14 protein-coding genes are annotated in these 26050 nt (G+C 72.5%); 1 reads left to right on the top strand and 13 read right to left on the bottom strand.

All coding sequences use genetic code 11. The features are described from left to right. Nucleotides 1–49 precede the first annotated feature (49 nt). Complete coding sequence (locus ACZ7M3_RS26800) at nucleotides 50–2767, bottom strand: SpoIIE family protein phosphatase (RefSeq protein ID WP_472066221.1); 2718 nt, start codon at nucleotides 2765–2767, stop codon at nucleotides 50–52. Between the two features lie 158 nt (nucleotides 2768–2925). Here ACZ7M3_RS26800 and ACZ7M3_RS26795 point away from each other — a divergent pair, with 158 nt between their 5' ends. Then, nucleotides 2926–3432, top strand: coding sequence for a hypothetical protein (locus ACZ7M3_RS26795; RefSeq protein WP_472066219.1), 507 nt, complete (start codon nucleotides 2926–2928; stop codon nucleotides 3430–3432). A 37-nt stretch (nucleotides 3433–3469) separates the two neighbouring features. Here ACZ7M3_RS26795 and ACZ7M3_RS26790 read toward each other — a convergent pair whose 3' ends face one another. The 12 genes from ACZ7M3_RS26790 to ACZ7M3_RS26735 form a co-directional block, all read right to left on the bottom strand. Next, entirely contained in the window at nucleotides 3470–5605 is a 2136-nt protein-coding gene (locus tag ACZ7M3_RS26790; RefSeq protein ID WP_472066217.1) for a hypothetical protein, read from the bottom strand. Then, nucleotides 5602–7737: a serine/threonine-protein kinase gene (locus tag ACZ7M3_RS26785; protein WP_472066215.1), complete on the bottom strand. Its 2136-nt coding sequence runs from the start codon at nucleotides 7735–7737 to the stop codon at nucleotides 5602–5604. Before ACZ7M3_RS26785 ends, ACZ7M3_RS26790 begins: the two co-directional genes overlap by 4 nt. Further along, nucleotides 7734–10340: a hypothetical protein gene (locus ACZ7M3_RS26780; RefSeq protein WP_472066213.1), complete on the bottom strand. Its 2607-nt coding sequence runs from the start codon at nucleotides 10338–10340 to the stop codon at nucleotides 7734–7736. Before ACZ7M3_RS26780 ends, ACZ7M3_RS26785 begins: the two co-directional genes overlap by 4 nt. Continuing rightward, nucleotides 10337–13849: a tubulin-like doman-containing protein gene (locus ACZ7M3_RS26775; protein WP_472066211.1), complete on the bottom strand. Its 3513-nt coding sequence runs from the start codon at nucleotides 13847–13849 to the stop codon at nucleotides 10337–10339. Before ACZ7M3_RS26775 ends, ACZ7M3_RS26780 begins: the two co-directional genes overlap by 4 nt. A 136-nt stretch (nucleotides 13850–13985) precedes the next feature. Further along, on the bottom strand, nucleotides 13986–16265 hold the full coding sequence (locus tag ACZ7M3_RS26770; RefSeq protein ID WP_472066209.1) for a VWA domain-containing protein: 2280 nt from the start codon (nucleotides 16263–16265) through the stop codon (nucleotides 13986–13988). Nucleotides 16266–16364: 99 nt separating this feature from the next. Further along, nucleotides 16365–16913: a Pycsar system effector family protein gene (locus ACZ7M3_RS26765; RefSeq protein WP_452976037.1), complete on the bottom strand. Its 549-nt coding sequence runs from the start codon at nucleotides 16911–16913 to the stop codon at nucleotides 16365–16367. After that, nucleotides 16910–18007 (bottom strand): hypothetical protein, encoded by a 1098-nt coding sequence (locus ACZ7M3_RS26760; RefSeq protein WP_472066207.1) that lies wholly within the window; start codon nucleotides 18005–18007, stop codon nucleotides 16910–16912. Before ACZ7M3_RS26760 ends, ACZ7M3_RS26765 begins: the two co-directional genes overlap by 4 nt. Continuing rightward, on the bottom strand, nucleotides 18000–20522 hold the full coding sequence (locus ACZ7M3_RS26755; RefSeq protein WP_472066205.1) for a hypothetical protein: 2523 nt from the start codon (nucleotides 20520–20522) through the stop codon (nucleotides 18000–18002). The genes ACZ7M3_RS26760 and ACZ7M3_RS26755 overlap by 8 nt, the downstream gene beginning before the upstream one ends. 5 nt (nucleotides 20523–20527) lie before the next feature. Continuing rightward, the gene (locus tag ACZ7M3_RS26750) at nucleotides 20528–21400 is read right to left on the bottom strand and encodes a hypothetical protein (RefSeq protein ID WP_472066203.1); all 873 of its coding nucleotides are present in this window, start codon (nucleotides 21398–21400) and stop codon (nucleotides 20528–20530) included. A gap of 114 nt (nucleotides 21401–21514) precedes the next feature. Further along, complete coding sequence (locus tag ACZ7M3_RS26745; protein ID WP_472066465.1) at nucleotides 21515–22228, bottom strand: Crp/Fnr family transcriptional regulator; 714 nt, start codon at nucleotides 22226–22228, stop codon at nucleotides 21515–21517. A 432-nt stretch (nucleotides 22229–22660) separates the two neighbouring features. After that, entirely contained in the window at nucleotides 22661–24178 is a 1518-nt protein-coding gene (locus ACZ7M3_RS26740; protein WP_472066201.1) for a cellulose binding domain-containing protein, read from the bottom strand. 280 nt (nucleotides 24179–24458) lie between these two features. Beyond that, nucleotides 24459–25805, bottom strand: a complete 1347-nt coding sequence (locus ACZ7M3_RS26735) for a radical SAM protein (RefSeq protein WP_472066199.1) — start codon at nucleotides 25803–25805, stop codon at nucleotides 24459–24461. Nucleotides 25806–26050 lie beyond the last annotated feature (245 nt).

Genomic DNA, 26050 nt, shown 5'->3' with positions numbered 1-26050 from the left:
CTCGAACAGTCACGACCATGGCGGCACACGGACCCGCGGCGCCATCGAACTACCGCGCGCCCGACCGCGTTCCCGGGCCGGGCTGCCCGGTGGTCCGCGGCAGTGCCTGTTCGGCCCAGATCACCTTGCCCTGGGGGGTGTACCGGGTGCCCCAGCGCTCGGCCATCTGCGACACCAGGAACAGGCCCCGGCCTCCCTCGTCCATGGTCGCCGCGTACCGCAGATGCGGCGAGGTGCTGCTGCTGTCGGCCACCTCGCAGATGAGCGTACGGTCGTGGATCAGCCGTACGTGGATCGGCTCGGAGCCGTAGCGGATGGCGTTGGTGATGAGCTCGCTCAGGATGAGTTCCATGCTGAAGCCGAGCTCGGACAGGCCCCACTCGTCGAGCTTCCGGGACACCGTCTCGCGCATCCCGGCGACGGCCGCCGGGTCGAGCGGCACGTCCCAGTCGGCGATCCGGTCGGGCGGCAGCCCCTGGGTGCGGGCGATGAGCAGGGCGACGTCGTCCTTGGGACGCCCCGGCAGCAGTTCGTCCAGCACGGCCTGGCAGCTCTCCTCGGGCGACCGGTCGGGGTGCCCCGCCAGCGCGTCACGGAGCAGTTCCATGCCCACGTCCAGGTCGCGTCTGCGGTCCTCGATGAGGCCGTCGGTGTACAGGACGAGCTGGGCGCCCTCCGGGATGTCCAGTTCGGCGGTCTGGAACGGCAGGCCGCCCAGGCCGAGGGGAGGTCCGGTCGGCACGTCCACGAAGGTGACGGCTCCGTCGGGGTGGACGAGCGCGGGCGCCAGGTGCCCCGCACGTGCCATGACGCAGCGGCGTGTCACGGGGTCGTAGATCGCGTACAGACAGGTGGCGCCCACGACGCCCGCGGCGGCATCCGTGTCCCGCTCGTCCTGGTCGATCCGGCCGACCAGGTCGTCCAGATGGCTCAGCAGTTCGTCGGGGGGCAGATCGAGGGTGGAGAAGTTGTGCACCGCGGTCCGCAGCCGCCCCATCGTGGCGGCGGCGTGCAGGCCGTGGCCGACCACGTCGCCGACGGCCAGCGCCACCCGGCTCCCCGGCAGGGGAATCACGTCGAACCAGTCCCCGCTCACGCCCGACTGGGCGGGCAGGTAGCGGTAACCGACGTCGAGGGCGCTCTGCTCGGGCAGGGCCCGCGGCAGCAGGCTGCGCTGGAGGGTGACCGCCAGCGCGTGCTCGCGGGTGTAGCGGCGGGCGTTGTCGATGCTGACCGCGGCACGGGCCACCAGCTCCTCCGCCAGCGACAGCTCCTCCTCGTCGAAGGGCTCGTGCTGCTTGGCGCGCCAGAAGTTGGCCACGCCCAGCACGACACCGCCGGCCTGGATCGGGGCGGCGATGAGGGAGTGGATGCCGTAGTCGATGATCGCCCTGGTGCGCTCCGGGTCCTGCGCGTGCCAGCCCACGGCGGTCGACAGATCGGTCACCAGTTCGGAGCGACCGCTGCCGTAGCCGCGCGCCTGGGGCGTGGAGGGCACGAAGTCGATCAGTCGGCCCCTTTCGTAGAGCGGATGGTCGTTCCGGAGGCCGCACACGGCGATGCGTCGCAGGTCCGTCGCCGTGGTGGCCGGCTCCTCGCCGTGCAGCACGGCGTCGGCCAGGTCGACGGTGACGAAGTCGGCGAAGCGGGGGACCGCGACCCGCGCCAGCTCGTCGGCGGTGCGCCGCACGTCCAGGGTGGTGCCGACGCCGAGTCCGGCGTCGTACAGCAGCTTGAGCCGCTCCCGTGCGACCTCCGCCCTGCCGGTGACCGCCTGGAGCTCGGTGGAGTCGCGCAGCGTCACCACCGTTCCCTCGACGCCTCCGTCGCGCCCCGTGGGCCGCTGGTTGACCGCGAGCAGCCGCTCCCCGGCGAAGTGCACCTCATCGGTGGCCTCGCGCCCGGAGACGAGCAGCTCCACCATCTCGGGTTCGAGGCTCGACAGCTGCGACACGAGTCGTCCCTCGGCGTCGGGGGGCAGCTCCAGCAGCCGTCTGGCCTCGTCGTTCGCCAGCAGCAGACGCCCGTCGCCGGCGACGATGAGCACTCCTTCGCGTACGGAGTGCAGCACCGTGTCGTGGTGGTCGTACATGCGGGTCATCTCGTCCGGGGCCAGGCTGTGGGTCTGCCGTCGCAGCCGCCTGACCACCAGTGCCGTCACCCCGGTGGACACCACGAGCGCTCCGGCCCCGGCGCCCAGGATGATCGGTAGTTGCCGGTTCACCTCACTGGTCACGTTCTTGACCTTCAGACCGGCCGACACCAGGCCCACCACCTTGTGCCCGGTGTCCTTGATGGGGACGGTGGCCTGCACCTCGTGGCCGAGCGGGCCGTGGACGCTCTCCGTGTAGACCTTCCCCGCCAGCGACGGCCCGATGGTGCCCACGAACCGCTTTCCGATCAAGCCCGGTATGGGGTGGGTGTAGCGGATGCCCTTGGTGTTCATGACCACGATGAAGTCGACCCCGGCGGCCTTGCGGGCCGCCTCGGTGGCCGGCTGGAGGATCTTGCTCGGGTCGGGGGTCCGCAGTGCCGCCACGACCCCGGGAGAGTGCGCGAAGGTCTCCGCCGTGGCTACGGAGCGGCGCTTGGCCTCGGCGGTGGTGTCCCGCTCCGACTGCAGGGCAAGGGCGAACACACCGCAGGCCACGAGCAGCACGATCAGGGCCACCTGAAGAACGAACACCTGCCCGGCTACGCTTCGCGGGCTCCTGCTGACCAGTGGCCTGAGTGAAAGGCGTCGAAAACCGGCGAAACGATTCGCCATGTGACCTTTCTAGCACTGGTGATCCCGAGCGGCCATGGCCCACCCGTGACCCGTGATCGCCCAGGGACGCGCCCACCCGCCGAGAGCGGCGGCACGAGCGCGACTGGCGGCATCCCTCCGCTGTACCGTCTCCGGGGACGATCACCGGGAGGGGCGGGATGACGATTGATCTCCGGTTCGGTTGGGAACTGAGCGGCACCGGTTGGGCGACCTGCCGCATCGCGGACAGCTCTTCGGAGTGGCAGGGCTTCGCCAGCTACCTCACCGATGCCCTGGCCGACCTGCTCCACGGCGTCGCGGGTCTCTACGGCACCTTCGCCGTCCAGCGCTTCTCCTTCGACCTCGAACCGGCCGAAGCGAGGTGGGTCCTCCGCAGCAGGGGCTCGGAGGTCGACATCGCGATCCATCGGTTTCCCGACATGTCCACGAGCTTCGATGCGCCCGACCGGGAAGGCACACCCTCCTGGACCTCCACGCAGACCCGCAGCCTCCTCGGGCACGTCGTCATGGAGGCCGCTCAATCGGTGCTTCGGCTCCACGGTGAGGACGGTTATCTGACGAAGTGGCTCGAGCACCCGTTTCCCGTCGCCGCCCTGCAGGACCTCCGTCGACTGCACCTCCAGCACGACGGGTGTGAACGCGAGCACGATGTGGCGTTTCCGTAGCTTGGCCACACCTGGGCGCACCTGGGCACACCCGGGTTCACAGGGCGATCAGGACGATCGTGATGAGCACGGCGATCACGGCGAAGCCGACTCCCATCACACAGCCCGGGTTGTTCGTCAGGTCGGAGAGCCGGGACGTGAGGGTGGGGGGTCTCGGCGGGGTGGAGGAGGGTTCCGGGACCGTCGTGGGGGCCGGGACGGTGTAGGGCGGCTGGGAGGCGGAGGGCGGCTGCGGGGCGGAGAGCGACTGCGGGGCGGAGGGGGCTCGCTCGCCCCGGCTGAGCACGTCGCGCAGGATCTGCTGCCACAGGACCGGCGGCAGGTCGGGGACCTGGCCGTTCGCCGGGGCGATGATGCTCTGGCGGAGCCAGTTGCCCCCGGTGGGGTGGCTGTCCCGGGTCATGCGGTGGAGCAGCTCACGCAGATCGCGCAGATAGCGTTCCTCCCGGGCCAGCGGGGCGACGGCCCAGGTGAAGAGGTCGGCAGCCCGGGTGACCATGGCCGTCCTGGACACGGGTTCCGGGCCCTGTCCGTACGGCGTGAAGTACAGGCCGTTGTGGAGCACCTCCGCGCACAGGTCGTGCCGCATCTCCGGTCGGCGCTCCTGGAGGCGGTGCTCGTTCCCCAGCTCGTCGAGCAGGAGTTCCACGGACTCCGGTGGCAGATCGCCGGAGCGCAGCTCGCCCAGGAGCAACTCGTCGGGCAGGGTGCGCAGACGCGCCGCCAGAAGGCTGCGTTGCATATGGTTCCCGCGCCGATGGTCACGGAGGTCCTCGTGGAGCCCGTACGCCTCGTGGGCGGGAGTCCGGACCGGCGCCCGGACCGGCGTCCGCAGCGGCCGCGGAGGGGCCATGGAGGGAGAATCCTCGGGTGCCGGGGCCGCGTAGGTGTCCGGATACGGGTCGGCGTACGAGTCCGGATGCGGGTCCGAGTACGCATCCGGGTGTGGGTCCGAGTACGCATCCGGGTGTGGGTCCGAGTACGGATCCGGATGCGGGTCGAGGTGCGGGGCGGGGTACGCGTACGGCTTCGGGGGCCGCGGCGGGGGCGTCGTCTCGGCCTGTTCCCGGTCCCCGTCCCCCTCATCCCCCTCGTCCCCCTCCCCGACCGGGCCCTGCTCCGCGGAGCGGGGCACGGGCGCGTCGGTGCGCGGGCCGGTCCGGCGGTCGGTGCTGAGGATCTCGCGCAGCAGGACGCGCCGCCGCGCCCACTCCAGCCCCGCGCCGCCGGCGAGCTCATCGACCAGCTGGGGCACCCCGGCGGCGGCGTCGGGATGCGCGAGGAGGTGATCCAGGAGGTGGTCCACCAGTCGGGCGGCCGCCTGGTGCTCGAAGTGGGGGGTGACCCGACGGCCCGTGACCCGGGCCAGCGGACCGGCCCCGCCCGCGTCCGGCTCCCAGTGCGGGACGCACGTCAGACGCAGCTGATGGGTGTCCACCGTGTCGTGGGTGGCGAACGTCCACTCCTGCCCCAGCCAGCGCCCGAAGAGCAGGAACAGCCCCAGATACGCCACCGGCACGGTGTCCTGGTCCGGCCAGCCGGGCTGCCCCTTCTCCTCCGCGAGCAGCGACACCCGCTGCGCCGGATCGCGCAGCCACTCCGCGGCGACCAGGATCAGCGCGTGCTTGACCGCCGGCAGCAGCTCCAGCATGGCCGGGAGCCGCTTGCGCGCCACCGCGTCGAGCTGGGCGCACTCGATCACGCGCAGGCGTCCGGAGGCCTTCTCGGCGGACTCCCGGCTGCCCCAGCCGCCGTACGAGAGGCCGAGGCACTGGCGGGTCTTCAGGGTTCCGGGGTCACCGATCAGGACATGGCTGATCGTGCTGGGCCGGCCGCCGCGGTCGGTGGTGGGCCAGCGCTGGACGAGCATGACGTCGCCGTCGCGGGACAGGGTGCGTACGACGCTCTGCCGTGCGGCGGCCGTACCGGACACCCACAGCAGCGGGCCCAGCTCCCGGCCCAGCTCCTCGGCGCGTTCGGCCGGGCAGGAGTGGGCGACGGCCTTCATGCCGGTGCCCTGGCGGCCCTGGTTGCCGTCCCACCGGAAGACGACCTGGTGCACCGAGCCCCCGGCACCACCACCGCCCGGCCCGTGCGCGCCGGCCTGCTCCCCGTGGGCGGCCGGACTCCTACGATCCTGGAAGTCGCTCACTCGATCCTGGAAGTCGCTCACTTCGCCTCACCTCGCGCGGATCCCACGGCTCCCACCGCTCCCCCGGTCCGTCCGGCCCTCGCCGACGGCACCGCCTCGAACGCGGGCGCCTCTCCCACGGCGAACGCCTCGGCGCCGCCCGGCACTTCGACCATCCCGTGCAGCGCCAACAGCGCCAGCAGCGGCTCCAGCACCCGCCGGGGCCCCGCCCCCGCCGGATAGCGGCCCTGGTCCTCCTGGCCGCCGGTGGCCGACGCGACGTGCAGGGTGCACCGGCGGATCGCGTCGAAGGGACGCAGCCAGGCCGCACCGGCGTGCTGCCGCAGCAGCCCGTACACGTCCCGGCTCTCCTCACGCGTCCGTTCGGGATCGAGGGAGGTGGCCGGTGCCCGGCCGAGCCACCGGTCGACGGGCGGCTGGAACCGCAGGAGGTCCGCCTTGCCGAGCACCATCGCGGCGGCCACGTCCAGATACGGTCCGTTCTTCGGCAGCCGGTCGAGGACGGTGCCGAAGGCGAGGTCGCCGTCCCGGTTCACCTCGACACCCCAGCGTTCCCTGGCGTGGTCCAGATGTGGCAGCGGAAGGGCCAGCGCCGGGTCGACGACGAAGATCAGGGCGTCGATCCCGAGCAGGAAGCGCAGCGCGGCGTCGGTCCGTACGAGGTCCTCGCCGCCGAGGTCGAAGAAGGCGACCGGACGTACCTGCCCGTGGGCGTCGGTGATGAGGAGGGACTCCACGAAACGCGCGAAGCCGTCAAGGCCGAGGGCGCCGGTGTGGTCGAGGACCTTGCCGTTGCGCAGCGGCTGCACCCGTTCCCGTACGAACCGCGCGTGCTGCTCCGGGTTGACGGACTGCCACTTCAGGCCGAACGGCTCCAGGCCGCCGTCGGTGATCTCCGCGATCATCTGGGTCAGCAGATGGCTCTTGCCGGTGGACGACTGGCCGACCATCGCGACGGTCAGCGGGCGGCCGTAGGTGAGGTAGGGCACCGGGATGAAGTGCTCAGGGAAGTCCCGGTCCGCGGTGCACTTCTGGACGGCACCGCGCATGACGTCCTGGCGGCGCAGGGCGTTGCCGATCGTCGAGACGTCCAGCGGCTTGTACTGCATCCTGCTGTCGGTGACGAAGAGCTGGGCGAGGTCGAGCTGGATGTGCTCCAGGCAGTACGGGCACAGCACCTGGCCGTCGCTGCTGCGCCCGGCCGGTGTCCCGGGCCCCTGGTGGGTGACGGGTGCCTGCCGCTTGAGGCGCAGCGCCTGCTCGAACGCCTCCCGGTGCGCGCGGGTCTCGTCGGCGGGCACGGTGAGCGTGACGCGCCGGGCGGCCCCCGGCGCCAGCAAGTCGAGCAGGTGGGCGGGGGTCGGCCGGTCGGCCGCCAGCGGGGCGAAGGCGCCCCGCAACGTCTCGGCGAGCACCCGGTGTTCGCCGAGGTCGGTGGGTGCCCGGTCACCGGGACCGGGCCGGCCGGTCACCAGCTGGTAGAGCACCTGAGCGGCGCTCCACACCGCGTCCCGGGAGTCGACGAGCCCCTCGCCCCTGCGCTGTTCGGGCGAACAGTAGGGCGCCCGGCCCCACCGGGTCCTCGGCCCTCCGGTACGGGCCGCCCCCTCCAGTCCCCAGAGCTGGACCGAGGCGCCGTCCCAGAGCACGGTGGCGGGCGAGATGCCCCGCAGTACCAGCTCCTGGCTGTCCAGCAGGCACAGGGCGAGCATCAGGTCGCGGGTGAGGACCCGTTGGTCGGTCGCGGACATCACATGGGTACGCGCGATGGCGGCGCCGCGCGGCGCGGCGTACAGCAGGAACGGCTCGGCCGCGTCCAGTTCGTAGCCGACGATCCTCGGGAAGAGCGCCGTGTACTCCGTGTCGTCGAGCGCCCGGTGCAGGTGCAGGGCGGTGCCCGCCTCCGCGTCGAGCAGGGCGCGCGCGGCCGGGTTCGCCGCGTCGGTGGCGTTCAGGCGGACCTGGACGCACTGCTGCCCCTCGTCGTCGAGCAGTGCGTTGCGGATCAGCTGGGGCAGCAGCGGATCGCGGCGGGACTCGGGGCCGAAGCGGACGGGGGCGACCCGGCGCCGGCCCGAGGGGACGGTGAACGCGAGCGTCTTCCAGCGCGGACCGTCCGGCTCCGTCAGGTGGGGGTGCGAGGTGCTGGTCACCAGTTGTCGCCGTCCTCACTGTCGTACGCGTTCTCGCGGTCGTACGGGTCGAGCCCGTCGGCCGGGGAGTTCTGGCGGGAGCGGACGGTGTCCACCACGCCCATCCGCAGCGGGGTGAGCCGGACCAGGCCGGCGTAGCGTCCCGAGGAGGTCCACAGCGTCTGCTCCGGCGGTACGCAACCGGTGGTCCGCCAGGTCTTCTCGACCTCGTCGCGCACGGCCTCCGGCGCGAACCTGATCCACACCGCGGCCGCCGGGTCCCGGCTGAGCAGCGTTCCCTGCTCGGGTGAGGAGAGTTGGACCACGGCCTGCCGGTCCGCCTCCGCGCCGACCAGGTCGGCCACCCGGCGCGGGTCGGTGCCCAGCAGGTTCGCCGAGCCGGCCCGGGTGCGGTGGTCGGCGGCGAACGGGGGCGGGGCCAGTACGCCGTTGTGCTGGAGGTGGCGGCGGGCCGTCGAGAGCAGGTCGCGGACCCGTTCCTCGGTGCGCCGGACGGCGAGGGCGCCGGCCTGGCCGCGCTCGACGGCACCCCAGTAGGGCTCCATCGCCACCATGGCGGCGTCCGTCAGATCACCGGCCAGGACGGCGACGAGCTCCGGTCCGCCCTCGCCGCTCTCGCGGTCCAGCCAGCGCGGAACTCCCGCGGTGCGCTCCGCCGACGGGTCGGCGGGCCCCGGGGACTTGGCGAACTCACCCCGCGCCTCGGGCTCGCCGGGCTCGCTCCAGGAAGCCCCGTCCTGCCAGGCGTAGGCGCTCGCCCAGTCGCTGTCCCCGTCGTCGGGCACCGCGAACGCGTCCGTCTCCAGGACCGAGGTGCTGGTCAGCCAGTCGTCCGCGTCGAGCGGCTCGGGACCGGGCGCGCCGGTGACCGTGGGCCGCTCGGGCTCGGGCACCGACTCGGCGGCCGCGGCGGCGGCCGCGGCGGCGGCCGTCGCCCGCAGCATGCCGGCGACGGACCGGGCCGCGTCGGCGCAGTGCAGGCGCTCCTCGACGGCCCAGTGTTCACGGACCGCCTCGGCCAGCAGCTCGTCGAGCCCGGCCAGGGCCCCCCGCAGCGCGGTGGTGGCGTGGAAGGCCGCCCAGGAGTCGATCGCGGCGCGCCACAGCCGGCGTGCCGTCTCCACCGCGACACCGAGGCCCGCCAGGAGACCGACGGCGCTCAGCCAGAGCGGGGGCTCGACCGCGTACGCCACCGCCACACCGGCCGCGGCGCCACCGAGTGCCGCGGCCCGGGGACCCCAGCCCCAGCGGCCCGGGCGTCCCGCGCCCCGCAGCCTGGACGCGCCGAGCAGCGCCACCGCGACGAACACCAGCGGGACGGCGATCGCCAGCGCCGCCAGGGGCCCCCGCCACAGGGCCCCGAGCAGCCCCGCCACGGCCGCCTCGGGCAGCGCGCCGAGCCCCGTGGCCACGGGGCCGTTGCCCACGGCGGGCCGCCGGGACACCGCTTCGGTGGAGTGGTCGGCGAGTTTGCGCACCAGTGCCGAACCCGGTACGGGCTCCACCCGCCCGGCCAGCCCGGTGAAGCGCTGGGCCACGGACCGCAGGGCGAGCCCTTGTCCCAGCAGCTTTCCGGCGAACTCCCGCAGGCCCTCGCCGATCCGCTCCCCCATGCCCTCGGCCGAGGGCACCCGCAGACCGAGGGCCCCGAGCCGGGCCGCCGTCTCGGCGGCGGACGGCGCCGTACCCGAGCCGCCGCCGCGCAGGGCCGTGCCGACGAGGTCCCGGTACTCGCCGAGCGCCTGGTGCGCCTGGTCGAGGTCCGCCTCGAACGCCTGCCTGCGGGAGGCCCACAACAGCCCGGGCAGGGACCGCAGTCCGGCCAGCGCGTCCTCGGCGTAGTCGAGGGCCTGTGCGCAGGCGGCGTACGTGCTGTCCGCCACGCCGCCCGGCTCGCGGTGCCGTTGGTCGCGGCCGCCCCGGCCCGCCACCAGACTCCGCAGCGGCTCCGGCAGATCGGCACCGGAGGAGGCGGTCACCAGCAGGTCGGGGGCGAGTTCGGTGTCCTCGCCCGCGAACCTGAGGAGCGCGTCGCGCCAGGCCCGGTCGCGCACCTCGAGCGGCAGGTCCTGCTCCAGCAGCCGCACGCCGGGCGCGGCGACGGCGTCGGGCAGCGCCCCGAGGACGTCGAGGACCTTCAGGTAGACGTCCGGGACCGACAGCACGTCCACCAGGACGGCGAGCGCCTCCGGGGCGTCGGGCTCGGGCTGTTCCAGCGCCGTGCGCGCGGAGCGCAGATCGCCCGCCCACAGCAGGGCGGTGCCCGAGGCCCGCAGCACCGCGGGCCGCACCAGGCGCCGGTCGGGCTGGAAGGCCTCGTCCTCGCCCGCGTACGAACCGGGTGCGCTGCCCACCAGCAGGACCAGGATCCTGACCTCGCCCACGGCCCGGTAGGCGGTGAGCAGTTCGTACTGCCGCTGGTGGTCGGTCAGCCCGGCCGGGGTGTCGACCACCAGGAACAGCGGGTCGTCGGGTTCGGGCAGCCCGGCCCTGCCCAACTGCCGGGCGACACCGGCCCGCAGGGCGTTGGCGGTGTCGAGTTCCGCCGCGCCGCTGCGCAGGTCCAGCTGGATGACGGTGCCGAGGTCTTCGGACGTCTTCACTCCGGGTCACCGTCCCAGGGGTTGCGGCGGAGGCGTTCGCGCTCGCCGTCGTCGTCGCCGTACGGGCCGGGGTCACCGGGCTCGTCCCAGGGCACCGAGGGCCGGTCGGCGGCTCCGGAGCGCCCGTTGACGCGGTCACCCCGCTCGCCGCGGTCACTCCGATCACTCCGATCACTCCGATCACCGCGGTCGGCGTCGTACCCGTCGTCGTGGTCGTCCACGGACGCGCGGCGCGGATGTTCCTCGGTGCCGTTCGGGTACTTGTCGAAGGAGGCGCGCGGTGCCGTGCCCCAGTCGTCGTCATCGGGCACGGCACGCCGGGGTTCGGGGAGCTCCTTGCGGACGTGCGGCGCGGGAGCTGCGCCGCGTACGTGCTCCAGCAGTGTGCGCAGCGTCGGCTGGACGGCGCGCTGGTCCCCGAACTCGGTGTCCAGCGCGGCCGGCAGTGTCTTCGCCCAGAACTCCCACAGCGGGCGCACCCATCCCTCGACCCGCTCGCCGCCGCGCTCCCGGCGCTCGGCCAGCAGCTCCAGCTGACGCGGGGCGGTCTTCTCGACGAGTTCGACGAAGAGCGGATGCGGTTCGCTCGCGCTCCTGGCGAGACCGAGCGGCTGAGCCCCCATCAGTTGACTGCAGTAGTCCTCCACGGTCCGTTCGTCGTCGAGGACGGTCCAGCGTTCGTAACTGCGCAGCAGCTCCGCCCAGCTCGACACCCCGCCGGGGAAGTCCCCCAGCCGCAGCCGGACGCCGGGCACATGCGCGCCCTTCTCGGGGTACAGCCGCAGCCTCAGCCGTTCCGGCGACGCCGGGTCGCCGTCCACCACGTCGACCTGGCCGTTCCACATGCAGCACAGCAGCCGGTGCAGGATGACGCGGCGGTCCTCCTCGCTGCTGACCATCCAGCTGTCCCGGTAGCCGAGCCGCTGCCGCCAGCGCAGTACGTCCTGGGCCTGCTCGGAGTCCTTCGCCCTGGCCCACTGGCGCAGCACCTTGCGGGCCTCGGGGACCTGGGTGAGGCTCATCTCGCTGCGGAAGAGGACCACGGTGACGGAGTCGCTCTCCACTCCCCGGTACTCCACGGAGTTCTTGGCGTCGGACGGCAGCCGCAGCGCCTTGCCGAGGTACTCCTGCACCTCCTCCACGGCCTGCACCCGCGGGTGGGTGACCAGGACCCGCAGCGGTCCGGTGCCCTCCGGGGTGAAGCCCACCGGCAGCAGCCCGGTCAGCTTGCGGCCGAACAGGTCGAGCGCCTCCTTGCTGACCTGGTCGGCGGCGTCCGCGTCGCCCGCCGCGGCGGCCAGCAGGGTGCCCATGGCCGGCAGCAGCGGGCGTTCCTCGAGGTGTTCGCCGCTCTCCGCGAACAGCCGGGTGATGCGGCCCTCCAGCTGTGCCTTGACGACCGCGACCGCGTTGTCCGGATTGCGACGGCTGAGGGTGTGGACCTCGCGCCAGGTGTCCCCGTCGATCATCCTGAGCAGGAGCGCGGCCTCGTCGTCGTTCTCGCGCATGCCCTCCCGGCGGATCAGCCGGGTGACCACGTCCTCGTAGAAGTGGTTGAGGGTGCGCTGCGGCGGCAGCAGATACGAGATCCCGGTGCGGTCCTCGTACAGTTCGAGGCCCTTCTGCTGGGAGATCTTGCGTTCCTGGTCGGAGTGTTTACGGAAGGCGTTGACCAGGCGTCCGAGGTCGGCCCCGGCGGTGGCCGCCGGGGGCTGCCACTGCTGCTGCTGTTCCCGCCAGGCCTCGTGCCACACGGTCCGGCTGCGCCACTGGTACCAGAGGTCCTGCTCCTGGAGCGCCGCCTGCACGTCGTCGTCGCCCCAACGGGCCGGTGACATGCCGGCCAGCCGACCCTTGATCCTGGGGGTCTTGGGCGGCTGATCGGTCACGCCCGGCGGGCGCTGGGGGGCACGGGAGCGGCTGTCGAGCATGCCGAGGAAGCCGAGCCGGGCGATCGGTTCGTCACTGCCGGGAACGCCTCTGACGATGCGTTCGGCGAGGAAGGGGTCCACGCTCTGGAGGAGTTTGTCGATGGCGGGGCGCGGGGCGAACCGGTCGGCCATCGAGGCGGCCTGGCGGTCGGCGAGGGACTGGAGGTCGGACAGCAGCCGCTGCATGTCCCCGATCCGTTCGCCGAGCGCCTGCTCGATGGCCTTGCCGCCGCGCGGCAGCGGATCGGGTTCCGGGACGGCCAACTGGGCGCGTTCCCACAGCTCTTCGAGGTGGGAGTCGGCGAACAGCTGCCGGATCAGCGGCACCGCGTTGTCGCGCAGCGCGGTGCGGGGCCGCTCCACGAGGTCGGTGACCGCCTCCCGCAGCAGCCGGCCCGCCACCAGGTCGGCCAGTTGGTCCATGGGGGCGGTCATGGACGCCACCAGGCTGGTGGAGACGCCCTGCCGGCCGATGCCGGTGGGGGACACGGCGCTGCGGTGCACGCCCCGGTTGATGAAGCTCGCGGCGAAGGTCTGGAAGTCGTCGTCGGTGGCCGTCGCCCGGCCCCGGGGGCGGCTGTCGCCCAGTTCGGTGCCGATCAGCGACATCACCAGGGAGACGATGGAGCGGCGCAGGTCGTCCTGGCGGATGCCGGCGGTCGGGCTGAACAGGAAGGCCGTGGGCAGGATCCCGGTGCGCAGGCGGATCGGTGTCGTGCCCGGATAGCGGATGCCGAGCCCGGAGTCGAGGTCGAGGTCCAGGTCGCCGATCTCCGTGCCCTCGCTCGGCGCGTTCTGCGCGTCGACCAGCCGGAACAGGTCGACCAGCGCACGGGCCGCGTTGAGCTCCGCCTCCCGTCCGCCGCCGCCCGCCGAGGAGAACGAGGACGGCATCACGACCAACGGGTAGATCTTCACCCCGTCGAAACGGCGCAGCTGGAAGGCGTGGTTGATCAGGTGCAGATAGTCCAGGAAAATCCCGGCGCCGGTGCCTCCGGCCACCGAGAAGGCGACGAACACGTCGCACCCGTTGACCTTGCCGCCGCCGAGCTCGGCCAGTTCACCGGCCGACTTGGCGATCGCGTCGATCGCCTGGAGCAGCGGCTCCAGGACCGGGGCGAGGCTGTGCCGGAGCGTGGCGAACAGGGCGGCACGTCCGACGGTGGGCAGTTGGCCGGCGCCGTTGTGCAGCGGAGTGACCTTCGGTTCGTCGATGCGCGGCGGCAGCCAGTCGGCGACCTCGTCGCGCAGGCTCGCCCTGAGCATCTTGGTCAGTTCGGGTGACGCGTCGAAGTTCGGCAGCAGGTTGTGGGTGGCCCGGGAGGTACGGGAGTACGCGGCCCGCAGCGAGGGGTCCACGTTGAACTGGGGCAGCCGCTGGAGGTCGGACTCGCTGTAGTCCGCGTAGACGAACTGGAGGCAGTCGGGCAGCTGGTAGGGGGCGTGTCCGCTGAGGTGGCTGAGCGCGACGCCGTCCGGCCCGCAGAGCTCGGCGCGCAGTTTGCGTTCGAGTTCGGCGCCGACCAGGCCACCGGTGCCGCCCAGGCCGACGAAGAGCATCGGCTGGAAGATCTTCATGGGTTTCCTCCCCGCTTGCGGCCGCCCTGGCGGCCGGTTCGTGCTCGGTACGTCCGTGCAGTGCGCGTGGCACGGCGGCCGGGCCGCGGTGCGGTGCGCGGGGGCGGCCCGGTGACGCGTCGGGCCGCCCGTGGCGTCACAGGTACGACCCGTACGAGCTCCCGCTCTCGCTCTCGCCGGTACCGGTCGCGGAGGTGGTGGAGCCCGCGGTCGTCCGCGCGGAGGTCCGGGGTCGGCGGACCTTCGAGGCGCGGGTGTCCTCGCCGAGGGCCAGGCTCAGCGTGTCGGTCAACTGGACCTGGCCGCGGGCGGGCAGCGGGGTCCGGCCGCCGCCGCGCTTGCGCAGGACCGCTCCGCCCTCGGGGCTGCGCTGGACGGCGTACGGGCCGTGGGCGCGCCGTTCGATGCGCGGGCTGCGGTGGGGTTCGACGACGGCGAACTCGTACCACTGCTTGTGTCCGTGTCCGGCGAGGTGCTCGCCGAGGACGTCGCCCTCCGCGGAGACCAGCCGCAGCACCAGGCCGAACGGGTCCCTGCGGGTGCGGCGCTGGCGCAGCCAGGCGAGGACCGCCACGGTGGCCAGCGCGATCAGTGCGGCGGCGGACACGAACGCCCACCAGTACTTCGCCCAGACACCCGGCTCGGGTGTCACCCGCACCGAGAGCGGGGTGCGCACCAGTGTCCGGTCGTGGTCGGTGGTGTCGACCACGGTGACGGTGCCGCCGAGTTGCAGTCCGCCGTCGCCGAGGCGGTCGCCGAAGACGTCGCGGGGGGCGACCTCGACCGTGACCTTCCGGGTGCCGGACTCGCCGGGCTTCACCTGGATCTCGGCCGGGGTCACCGTGAGCAGCCCGGACTTGAGGTCGGCGACGGACAGCCGCAGGGCGTGCGGGGTGTCGCTGGTGTTGTGGACGGCCAGCGTGCCGGTGACCGTGGAGCCGGGGTGGGTGTTCGCGGCGGGCAGTTCGAGCGCGGTGGTGACGGGCAGTGCGCCGGGGGCGATCTGGCCGCCCTCACTTCGGGTGTCGGCGCTCAGCCCCGAGGCCGTCAGCGTGCCGCTCACCTTCAGTGCCCCGTCGGCGCTCTTGGGGATCTCCGCGGAACCGGTGAAGGAGCCGTCGCTCGCCTTGGAGTCGGGCCCCTGGCCGTCGTCGGTGAGGCTCAGCGCCAGCGGTTCGAAGCCGTCGCCGGTCAGTTCACTGCGGACGCGCAGCCCCTCGTAGTCGCGCGCGTCCTTGATCTCGTAGCCCTCGCGGGTCTGCAGGCGCATGGTCACCGTGACCTTCTCGCCGGCCTGCGGGGACGGCGGGTCCATGGTGATGGCGCCGCGCAACTCGCCCTGCCACAGCACGCTGACGGCGACGGGCACGGAGCGGTGGCCCTCCGGCGCCTCGGCCTTCACGCGCCAGGTGCCGGGCACAGGATCGACGATCTTCAGCGCCTCGACGGTGCCGCTGCCGCCCGCCAGCTCGAAACCCGACTTGCGGTACGTCCCCGTGGTGGGGACCTGGTGGCCGTTGGGGTCGAGGTAGGTGATCTTCACCTGGGGGTCGCCCTTGTCGACGACGATGCTGCCCACGGTCGCCAGCGGGGAGATGCCGATCTCCAGGGTGGCGGGGGGCCGCTTGCTGGGGCCCTGTTCGTGGCGCAGACAGTGGGCGGCGGCGAAGATCTTCTCCAGCATGGGGCCGACGTCCTTGGCCCCGGAGACCTTGCCCGCGCTCGGGCGGGCGGAGGGCAGTTCGACGCAGCCCTTCTGGTATCCGCCGGCGGCGATCCGGTCGAGCTGCGCCTTGTCCGGGTCGGGTCCGAAGCCGAGCGGCCAGATCTGTACGTGCTGGGCGGCGGCGTTCTCGAGCTCCTGCGTCAGCTGCCGTTCGCCCTCGTCCTTGCGGTGCGCGGGGTCGCCGTACTTGGGGCTGTCCTGGACGTCCAGCTTTCCGTCGGTGAGGAGGAACAGCACGCGGGGCTGGGAGGAGTCGGTGCCGGTGGTGAGGTCGTGGACTCCCTGGCGTATCGCGCTCGGGAAGTCGGTGCCGGTGCCCTCGTTCTTCGTGCGGCCGCGCAGCTTGCCGACGCAGGTGCCGATCGTCTCGCGGCCCGCCGCGTCCAGCGTGGTGCGCGGGCAGACCGGGTCCACCGCGCGCTGGGCGTCGGACTCGGCGGCGGCGAAACCGAAGACGGTGGCGTGGGAGGACGAGGAGACGTCGCCGAGCGCGATACGTGCGGCGGCGGCCTTCTCGGCCTTCATGTCCTCGGGCGCGAGGCTGGCGGACTCGTCCACGGCGATGGAGTAGTTGACCGCCGGGAAGGCGGGTTCGGAATCCGCCGCCGGCACCGGATCATGACCGGCGGGTGCCAGCAGGGACACGAGCACCGCCATGCCGCCGAGCGCGCCGACCGCGGCGCGGCGCACCCGGCCCCTTCTTGTCTGCCGTCTTCCCGTGATGCTTTCCACGGCCGTCCCCCTGGTTCCTTGGTTCGTCTCTGTGTCGTGTACGTGCTGTGCCGCGTGTCAGCGGGCGGTCAGGCTCCAGGCCAGCGCCAGCGCCGTGGAAGGAGCGAGCGAGCCCACTCCCCAACGGATGGCCCGGTACTTGGCGGACAGGATCGAGCTGACGTCCACCGCCTGGACGAGCAGCCATCCGGCGGTGTCGCGTCCGGCCTCGGTGACGTCGGCGGACAGTCCCGCGAGGTCGCGGGGGGCCAGCAGGTCGCCGAAGTACGTCACCCCGTCCCGGCCGCGGACCGTGCGGGTGCGCGGCATGAGCGCCCCGACCAGCGCGGTCACCGCGACCACCCAGAGCACGCTCGCGAGGATCAGCGTCACGTCGGCGAGCCCGCCCCAGTCGGGCGGGCCGTGCCGCCCGATCAGGAACGCGGGCAGCGCCAGCGTTCCCGAGAGCAGGACGGCCGCCTTCGCGTCGGCCCGGCCGAGGTCCTCCCTGACCGTGCTCAGCAGCCGTTCGGCGATGCGCTCCCCCCGGTCGGACCCGTGCGGACCCCCGTCCTGCACGGGCCCGACCGGGTCGCAGGAGGTGCGCACCGGGCCGTCGCCGGTCACCGGTCCTCCTCCGCCCAGGACCATCCGTCGTCCCGGGAGCGTGTGCGGCGGCGCGGCGGTTCGGGTTCGGCGTCCTGGGGGTCACCCGGGTAGGGCTCTCTCTCGCGTGGTCCCCGGCCCGCCCGGGAGGGCGGTTCGTCCGCCACCCAGTCCGGGGTGAACGGCTCGTCGGCGGCAGGCGCCAACTGCGGGGTCTCGCGGCGGGCGGGCAGCGAGCCGATGGGCCCCTGGAGGGGGTGGCGGCCCTGGTTGAGGAGGTTGAGGGCCTGTGTCTCCATGTCGTTGGACTGGATCTGGCCGCTGGCGACCATGGCGAAGAGCCGGTCGACCCGTTCCTTCTCGTCCTGCCGCCCCTCCTGGCGGATCTTCTCCAGGAAGTCCTTGGCCGCCTCGGGCTCGGCCGCCAGCATGTAGCTGAGCTGTTCCAGCTCGCCGCCCTGCAGCATCTTGCGGAACGCGGCCTGATGCACCCGGGTCACCTCGGCCGAGGCGTGCGCGTCCCGGATGCCGTCCATGTGCTCGATCGTCCGGTCGTCCACCCGCAGGCGGACGTACAGCCGTACCCGCAGGCCGAGTTCGGTGCCCAGCTCGGCCCAGCGACTGCCGGCGCACTCCAGGGTGATGGCACGGTCGGCCTGTTCGGCCTGGGTCACCCGGTAGGCCGAGGACACCTCGCGCAGCCGCTCCAGCACCGGGGCGGTGAGCCGCTGGGCGACGTCGGTGACGACCTCGGTGGCGGCCAGATGGGGATCGATGACCGTCCAGTGGATGTCCACCTCGGCCTTGAAGAAGGTCGTCCCGCCCGCGGCGGGCAACTCCATCTGAAGCGTCGTCACATAGGTGCCGAGCGCGATCTCGCAGACGGTGTACGGCCGGGCCAGCGCCCGCTTGTCGACGTGCCGGACACCGGAGACGGTGACCACGCTGTAGCCGCCGTTGCGGTAGAACAGCACCGAGGCCTTCTGGGCGCTCACCTGCGGGAACCCGCCCGTCGGCGCGTACTCCCGCAGGAAGGGCCCCGCGGGCCCCGCGGCCGCCTTCCGCGCCCTCAGCCGCTCCCTCGCCTTCGCCCTCGCGTCCTGGTCCTCAGCCATGGCTGTCCTCCTCGCCCGTCCTCTCCCGCGTCGGGACGGCGAGCCACCACAGGGCACGCGCCTGAGCGTCGGGGAGCGGATCCTCCGGATCGTTCATCATTCGGCGCAGCAGCCAGTCCAGCCGCCGCCGGTCGTTCTCCTCGGTCGCCAGCGCGGGCAGCAGCGCCGCCAGCCCCGGCCGGGTCCCCTCGGTGCCGTCCCCGCGCACCGCCGAACGCAGCAGGGACTCCAGCGCGTCCAGGGCCACATCCTTCGAGCGCGCCGTGTTCAGCGCGCTCCACATCAAGTCGGCCATGGGAAGCACGAGTTCGGGGCGGGGGACGGCGAGGGCAAGCGGCAGTGGCCAGTCGGCGCGGTCGGCCAGCGGGGAGTCGGGCTCGTCGGACAGCACCTCGTCCACCGAGGTCACGGCGAGCCGGACGGTGGTCACCAGACCGAGGTCCTGGTACTCCGCGCGCTTGTGGTGGGTCCAGTCGGCCATCCGCCGCAGGACCTTGGCACCGTCCGGGAGCGCCAGCAGCCGTACGGCGTTGAACGAGGCGACCGCCAGCTGCTCCCCGTCGTCGCGGACCCCGATCCGGGCCAGGGCGTCCAGGGCGTCCTCCGTCGTGTCCGCGGCGTTCCCGTAGCCCAGTGCCATCGCCGCGGTCCAGCGCAGCGACTTCGTCCCGTACCTGCTCCAGTCGTCGACCAGCTTGCGCACCGCCTTGCGGTGCGAGGCGTGACCGGCCGCCTGGTCGAGCGTGGTGGCCGCGAAGATCCTCCGCCTGGGTGTGGCCGCCTCGGCGAGCGGCCGGATCAGCTCCGCGTATCCGTGGTCGAAGTCCCGTGCGCACAGCTCCCCGGCGGCCACGGCGGCGCGCATCCACACCTGGGGGCGGGGATCGTCCGCGAGCAGCCGCAGCCAGCGCACGATCGGTGCCCGGACGGGGAAGTGCCGGTCCCAGATCTCGGTCAGCACCGCGGAGGGCAGAGCGGATCCCCGGTACCAGATCAGCCGGGCCGGCACCTCGGTCCCGGCCACCTCGAGCCGACCGTCGGTCAGTTCGGCGCGGGAGAGAGCGAGATCGGCTTCCGGGTCGTCGCAGAACAGCGGGCGGGCCGGGGTGTGGTCCGGATCGCACTGTACCGACAGTTCCCAGGTCAGCAGGTGGGCGGCGGCGGCCACGGCGCTGTGCGAGGCGCCGCCCAGTACGGCGAGCGCTATACGGAACGCCACCGGGTGGAACAGGGCCGCCGTACCCGGCCGGCCCGCGCCGCCCTCCGGCTCGGCGGGAGGCGCCGTCAGCGCCCGGTCCACTCCGGCGAACCACTCCTGGGCCTGGTCGGCAGCGAGGCTCCGGCAACCGGCCAGCAGTTCGTCCCGGGAGACCTCCCCCAGTTGGTGTGCGGCCAGCAGCGAGGCGAGCACCTCGGCCTCGGCGGGGCGCAGGTCCTTCAGTCCGACCGCGTCCGTGACGTCCTGGCGGACCGCCAGTTCCTCCGCCCCGGCGAGCAGGTCCTCCAGCCGGACTTCACCGTCCGGGGCGGCGGCGACACGCTCCTCCAGCCGTTCCCGTAACCGGGTGGTGAGCAGTTCCTGGGTAGGTGCGGGAGGGCAGAGTTTGCCGTACCGCCCGGCCAGCAGCGGGTTGGCCGCCGACCCGACCGTGACGACGACCACCGCGTACGACTCGCACCGGGCCAGGGCCGCGGCGAGCCCGTCGAGGTCCATCTCGTCCGGGGGCAGCGCACCGGGCCCGGTGAGGGAGAGCTCCAGCAGGTACCCGGTGCCGCGCCTCGTCTCCTCGCCCTCGTCGGCCAGGGAGCCCGCCAACTTCCGCACCCCACCGTCCGGATCGACCCGGCGCACCCGGGATCCGGCCCCGGGCTCCGTGCCCGTGGCGTCCGCCGCGGGGCCGGTGACCTCGTCGAGGAGCGAGAGCGCGGTGCTGGTGCGTCCGGTGCCGGGGGCGGCGCCGAGCACCAGCAGCCGACGGGTGTGGAGGGCCTTGCGCAGCTGTACGTATCCCTGCGGTTCCACATGGACGCGGCGGAGACTGCGCAGTTCCTCGTCGGGCACGGGTCCGCTGCGCATCCCCGCACCGGAGTGGCGGGCGTCCATCCGCAGGTGGATGTCGCCGATGTGGGCGCTCCGGAAGTACGAGCGGTCGAAGCTGTTCAGGTCCCGGCCGGTGTCGAACAGCATCCGGGTGGCGCGGCGGGCCCGCGAGGCGGCGGCGAGGTCGGTGGTCCCGTCCTCGCCCTGCTCCTCGGCGAGCGGGTCGCGGGTGTGCTCCTTGAACCGCCCCGCGGCACGCTCGCGTTCCTCCTCCTGCTTCTTCCCCTGGTCCTTCTTGACGTCGCCCTCTTCCGCGGCGTCGTTCCCTGCGGCCTGCTCGTCGCCTTCGGCCTTGCCCTCGTCGGCACGGGGCGGGTCATTCCTGGCCTTCCCGTCGGCCTCGGGCGCACGGGCCTCGGCCCCCTTGCGGGGTGCGGGCTCGGCGCCGCCGGCCGCCTGCTGATCGTCGGTCACTGCGATCAGCCCTTCCGTCGGCCGGCGTCGCCGGTGATCCGCCCGATGTGCACGGGCTGCTGGTAGACGTTGTCGCTGTGCTGCGACATGTCGCCGTGGACGGTGTAGCGGGCGCCAGGACCGTCGGCCGGGTCGTCACACTTGACGTCCTGGACGTCCTGGACGTCCTGGCCTTCCTCGACGTCCTGGCCTTCCTCGACGTCATCGGCGTGACCGGCGGTCGTGTCCGCGGTGGGCGGCGGGTCACCGGCCGGTGCGGCAGGCGGTACCGGTGCGTCGGGGATCTGCGGAGCGGGTCGGCCTGGAAGGTGGAACCAGGCGGTGACCTCGCCCTCCTTGAGCTCCAGGCGGGCGGAGGAGTAGTGCGCGGGCTCGATGAACTTGCCGCCGCTGCTGACCACGTCCTCATAGAGCGACTGGGAGGTCACCAGCACGAGGTCGGCCCGCTCGGTGTCCAGCAGTCGCCGGGCAAGCGGCGAGTCGGCCAGCCGACAGGCGAGGTCGACCGCGCGCCCGCTGATGCCCCGGCCGTCGTGCCGGACAGGCCCGACGTGCATGCCCACCCGAAGCCCGAGGGGGACAAGCAGGCCGCGGTTCTCGTCCCGCAGATTCTCGTGCACCTCGACCATCCACAGGCCGAGCAGCCGGGTCACCGCGATCCGGCCGACCACCGACAGCAGCACACCGTCGCCGCGGTCCTCCATGTGTACGGCGTCCCGCGCCACCTTGGCGTGGGTGAAGGCCGCCTCCAGCACCCGGTAGATCCGCTCGCGCATGCGCTGCTTGTCGACGTCGTCGTATTCCCCGGAACGCCGGGCGTCGACGCTGATCACCAACTCGTAGCGTGCTGCGGTGAGATCCATCGCGTCGTGGTCCACCCCGTGCCCCCTTGTTCTTTCCACTTGCCGTCCCCCTCAGCGTCGGGCCCGGGGACGAAGGCCGTCTGTAGCCGTTTACACACGACGAGGCGTGGGTTACGACAAGGCGTGGGTCTACTCCTGATGACCGTCCGCGAGGAGTGCGAGCAGTTCGGGGTCGAGAATCTCCACCATCCGGTTGCCGGTACGCACGACGTGCTGGGTGCGCAGCAGCTTCAGTGCCTTGGCGACGGCTTCCCGGGTGGCTCCGATGGTGGCGGCCAGTTCGTCCTGGGCCAATTGGACGACGGTGCCCGTGTGCATGGCGCCGCCCGGTACGGCCGGGTGGTAGGGGCCGGAGGGCTCGGCTCTCGACAGTTCGGTGAGCCGGCTGGCCAGCCGTTGCAGCACGGTGAGCGAGGCGAGCGCGGACCGCTCCTGGTCGGCGCTGCGCAGTCGGAAGGTGAGCTGGCGTATCACCAGACCGCTGACGCGGGGGTGCAGGGCGAGGAACCGGCGGAACGCGTCCCCGGATATGACCTGGGTCTCGGTCGGACCCAGCGCGCGCACGGTGGCGCTGCGGGGATGCGGGTCCAGGGCGGCCATCTCGCCGAGCAGTTCACCGGGACCCCGCAGACCGAGTATCAGCCGCGTGGCACCCCGGTCCGTCGCCACGGAAACGGTCACCCAGCCCCGAATGATGATCAGGACGTGACTGGACCGGTCACCCTCCGTCAGAAGATGGGCATCGGCCGCGTAATGCTTCCGGCTGCCGAGAGCCATCACGCTCTCGCGCTCCTGAGGGGTCAGAGCGCGTGCGAAAGCCAGCTCATTGCCGAGCAGCCCCATGGCCACGCCCCCCGCCGCAATCGTGCCGCCTGACTTTTCAGAGGCGTTGATGGTGGCAGAGCGAAGCATTGAGACGAGTGAATTACGCCAGATCGGTCGTACTGGTCGGTAAGTGGCGAAGTGCCAGGTGGGTCGCCCGGGGTGCCGTCCCCTCATGACGCCCCCACCACCGGTGACCGCGATCGAACCGTCCGCCTCCACTCCCGCCCCACCGACGACCTTGAGGTCAGGACCGGCGCGGAACGGCCGACCCCGTCGAGACGGGGAACCGGCCAGGGCGGCGGACTTGGCGGAAAATCAGGTTTCCGCCGCTGGAGGGGTGGTGGGGAGGTGGTGACGGGGTGAGGGGACGGTGTCCGGTTCTTCGCGCGTCACACGGTCTCTTCGCGCGTCATACCGGCTCTTCGCGCGTCGTACCGGTCGGCCGGATGCTCAGCCGGCGGCCTGGCAACTGGCCGTGTTGAGGGTGAAGTTGCGCGCGGCCGAGTTGGAGCCGGTCCAGGAACCGAGGAAGCCGAAGGTGAAGGTGCCGTTCGCGGCGACGGTCTTGTTGTAGTCGGCGGCGGTGGCCGTGACGTGGGAGTCGTTCTGGGTGAAGGTGCCGTCCCACATCTGACCCACGCGCTGGCCGTCCTTGAAGGTCCAGCCGAGGCTCCAAGTGGCGAGGGCCTTTGTGGAGGTGACGGTGACGGTGGCCTGGAAGCCGTCCGGCCACTCGCTCACGATCTCGTACTTCACCCGGCAGTCCGGCGCGGCGCTCTTCGGGGAACCCGTCGCCCCGCCCTGCTTCCCGGCGGGCGACGAGGACTCGCCCTGGGCCTCCTGATCGGAGTTGCCCGCCGGACGCGAGGTCGAGTCCGCCACCGCGGGCGAGCCCGCCGTCCCCGATCCCGACCCCGACTTCGACCCCGACTTCGTCGTCGAGCCCGAGGGGAGGGAGGGGCCCGGGTCCGCCAGGGACTGCCCGTCCGTCGACTCGCCCTGCGCGGCGTTCGCGTCGTCGCCCTTCGAGCCGCCGAAGGGCATCAGCGAGACCGTGAGCGCCAGTGCGGACACGAGGACGGCCGTGACCAGGATCCCGGTCCGGCCGATCCGGGGCCGGACCGGCTTGCCCTCGTTCAGCCCCGTGTCCACCGCCGCGTCCGTGCGTCCGCCGATCATGCCGGCCTCGGCGGCCCGGCGCCGCCGTTCGAGATACGCGAGGCCGCCCCAGCCGATCACACCGCTGGAGAGCGCCGCGGGCAGCCCGCCGCCGTGCAGCCGCAGACAGGCGGCGGCCTCCGCGCACTCGACGCAGCGCGCCAGGTGCCGGGAGAGGTCCTCGGGCGTCTCGGCGCTGGGTGAGCGGGTGACCGCGTCGAGGAGCCGCGCGTAGCTGCGGCAGTAGGCGTTCATCGGCGTGTCGAGGTGGTTGCGGTGGCAGCGGTCCCGGAACAGCGCCCGCACCTGGGCGAGTTCGGAGGACGCGGCCGCCGGATCGAGACCGAGCCGCCGGGCCACCGCGGACATCGGCAGCGACTCGACCTCGGCCAGCCACAGCAGAACGGCGTCCGGCTCCTGCATGTCCCTGAGGCCGCGCAGCGCGAGCGGGCGGTGCAGCGGCGGTCCGATGTAGCGGGCGGCCTTGTCGGAGTGGAGCCACAGGCGCAGGTCGGGGTCGAGCCGATGGCCGAGCCCGTTCGTCTCCCAGGCGGCGGCCACGGTACGGACGGAGGCCAGCAGCAGCGGAATGCGGGGCAGCCTGAGCGCCCGGCGTCCGGTACCGGTACTCTTCGATGCCGCGGTGGCGGCGCGCAGTTCGTCGATGCCGTGCGTGAACGCCTCGGTCGCCAACTGCGTGGCCGAGGCCGAGCCGGACGTGCACAGATCGGCGTACGACAGGACCGCGTCCCAGCACTCCGAGAGCAGCGCGGCCTCGGCGGCGTTCTGGGGGGTCGGCAGGTCAGGCATGGGGGGCTCCTGCATCAACTGCTTCCAGGTGCAACGTCTAGAAACGTCTGAACAACGTGATCGTCAACTCACCCTCTGTACAGGGGAGTTGAGGCCGTCTCTACGACGGGGCCCGAGCCTTTCACGCTTTCCACACAACTGACAAGCGAGGTATTCAATTAGCGTGGCAAGCGGTTGCGGCGCCGTTCGTCCGAGCGCGCGCAGCCTCCCTCCCGCCGTATGGAAGGTGATACGGAAGGGAGGCCGATACGTCTCGATCGTCGTCGACTTTTAAGAGGTTCTACGGAAGCTTCGGCTCGGCCGCTTCCGTCACCGCGGGTTCCCGCGCCGGGAGGCTGTCCATGAAGGAGCTCACCGAGAAGACCGCGTGGCCGGGTCCGGGCGGGCCGTATCCGGGCGGGGAGGACAGTCCGAAGTCCTCCATGGTCGAACGGTAGGCCTCCAGCAGCCGGATGTGGTACTCCAGCGGCGCGCCCTGGGGGTTGGCCTTGCCGAGCGGGGTCGTGGGCTCCGGGCACCAGGTGGTGAAGCGGGGCGTGATGCCGTGCGACATGAAGAAGCGCAGCCCCTCGGTGGTGGAGGCGATGGCCTCGTCGACGGTCGTGAAGCCGAACGGCTCCGCCATCTCCACGCCGGCAACGAAGTTGGGGATCACGTTGCGCGCGCCGAAGACCTCCGCGGAGTCGAGGATGCGCTTGTGCCACTCGTCGCGGCCGACATAACGCTCCTTGCCCGGGCAGTACAGCTCGAACAACCGCCGGTCCCACACCTCGTAGTTGGGGTGGTAGATCTGCACGCCGTAGTCCTTGAACCGCTGCACGTCGTCGCGCGGCAGCGCCTGCGCGACGACCTTGCCGATCCAACGCCCCGGGAAGCGCTCCTCGATGGCCTTGGCGTAGTGGCCGTAGAAGTCGGCCTCGTCGCGCCCCTGCAGCTTCGAGGTGATCGCGCCGCCGGTGAGGGTGTACGCGGTGGAGGCCTTCGTCGTGTCGTACCGGTCGATGATCTCCAGGGCTTCGAGGACCTCCTCGACGTCCTTGACCCCGGTGTACGGGCGCCCCGCCGCCTTGTGCTGGCGCCAGTTGTGGTTGATGTCGCAGTACTGGCACTCCTCCTTGGCGCCGAAGTACTGGCAGACCCGGAAGACGGTGAGGTAGATCAGATAGCCCCACTGGATGGTGGGGGCGACCTCCATCACGGACTTCCCGTTGGAGAGCGTGTGCCGGTAGTACTCGGGCATCGGCGGCACGCCGACGTCGGCGATCCGCTTCCCGTCGAGGTAGAGCCCGAGCACCCCCTCCTCGTCGGCGGCGACGCGGTAGGGCGAGGTGGGATTGACCCGCACGGACACCACGGTCCGCCGGAGGTCGTACGGCCCACCCGTGAGGATGATCTCCTCGGGCGGGCGGCGCAGCGCGGCCTCGCCGAGCTCGGGCAGGGTGCCGTGGTCGAAGGAGAAGATGAAGTACGACTTCGGCTTGACGTCACCGTCCTCGTTGTCGGAGAGCGCCGACTCGTCGAAGGCCACACCCCCTCGGAGCAGGTCCTCCTTGAAGACGGCCTCCCGCGGTACGTGCGGGAACCGCTCCATCAGATCCTCGACCAACGCGGTGCGGCTGCCGACCATCCCGTTCTCCTCGCTCCCGACCCGTTCAAGTCCCCGTACTCGACTCCTCACGGTATGCCCCTGCCTGCACGCCAGCCCTGCCGGGTCCCCTCGCGGCGCGCGACGCACACGGGAGGAGCCACGTCCGGCGCCAGCGCGGAGTCCGGGGCACAGCCCCGGGCCGAGTCCAGGGCGCACCCCTCAGCGCAGGTCCGGGGGCTGGTCCGGGGGCTGGTCCGGGGGGGGGTGGTCGGGCCAGAGCCCCG

The sequence above is a fragment of the Streptomyces sp. NPDC111656 genome (assembly GCF_055656965.1).
The sequence above is the reverse complement of the archived record's forward strand: the minus strand, read 5'-3'. Positions and strand labels throughout refer to the sequence as shown.

Coding starts and splice junctions, on each gene's coding strand:
- ACZ7M3_RS26795 (WP_472066219.1), top strand. CDS start 2,926: ATGACGATTGATCTCCGGTTCGGTTGGGAACTGAGCGGCACCGGTTGG.
- ACZ7M3_RS26735 (WP_472066199.1), bottom strand. CDS start 25,805: ATGGTCGGCAGCCGCACCGCGTTGGTCGAGGATCTGATGGAGCGGTTC.
- ACZ7M3_RS26745 (WP_472066465.1), bottom strand. CDS start 22,228: ATGGGGCTGCTCGGCAATGAGCTGGCTTTCGCACGCGCTCTGACCCCT.
- ACZ7M3_RS26740 (WP_472066201.1), bottom strand. CDS start 24,178: ATGCCTGACCTGCCGACCCCCCAGAACGCCGCCGAGGCCGCGCTGCTC.
- ACZ7M3_RS26760 (WP_472066207.1), bottom strand. CDS start 18,007: ATGGCTGAGGACCAGGACGCGAGGGCGAAGGCGAGGGAGCGGCTGAGG.
- ACZ7M3_RS26800 (WP_472066221.1), bottom strand. CDS start 2,767: ATGGCGAATCGTTTCGCCGGTTTTCGACGCCTTTCACTCAGGCCACTG.
- ACZ7M3_RS26775 (WP_472066211.1), bottom strand. CDS start 13,849: ATGAAGATCTTCCAGCCGATGCTCTTCGTCGGCCTGGGCGGCACCGGT.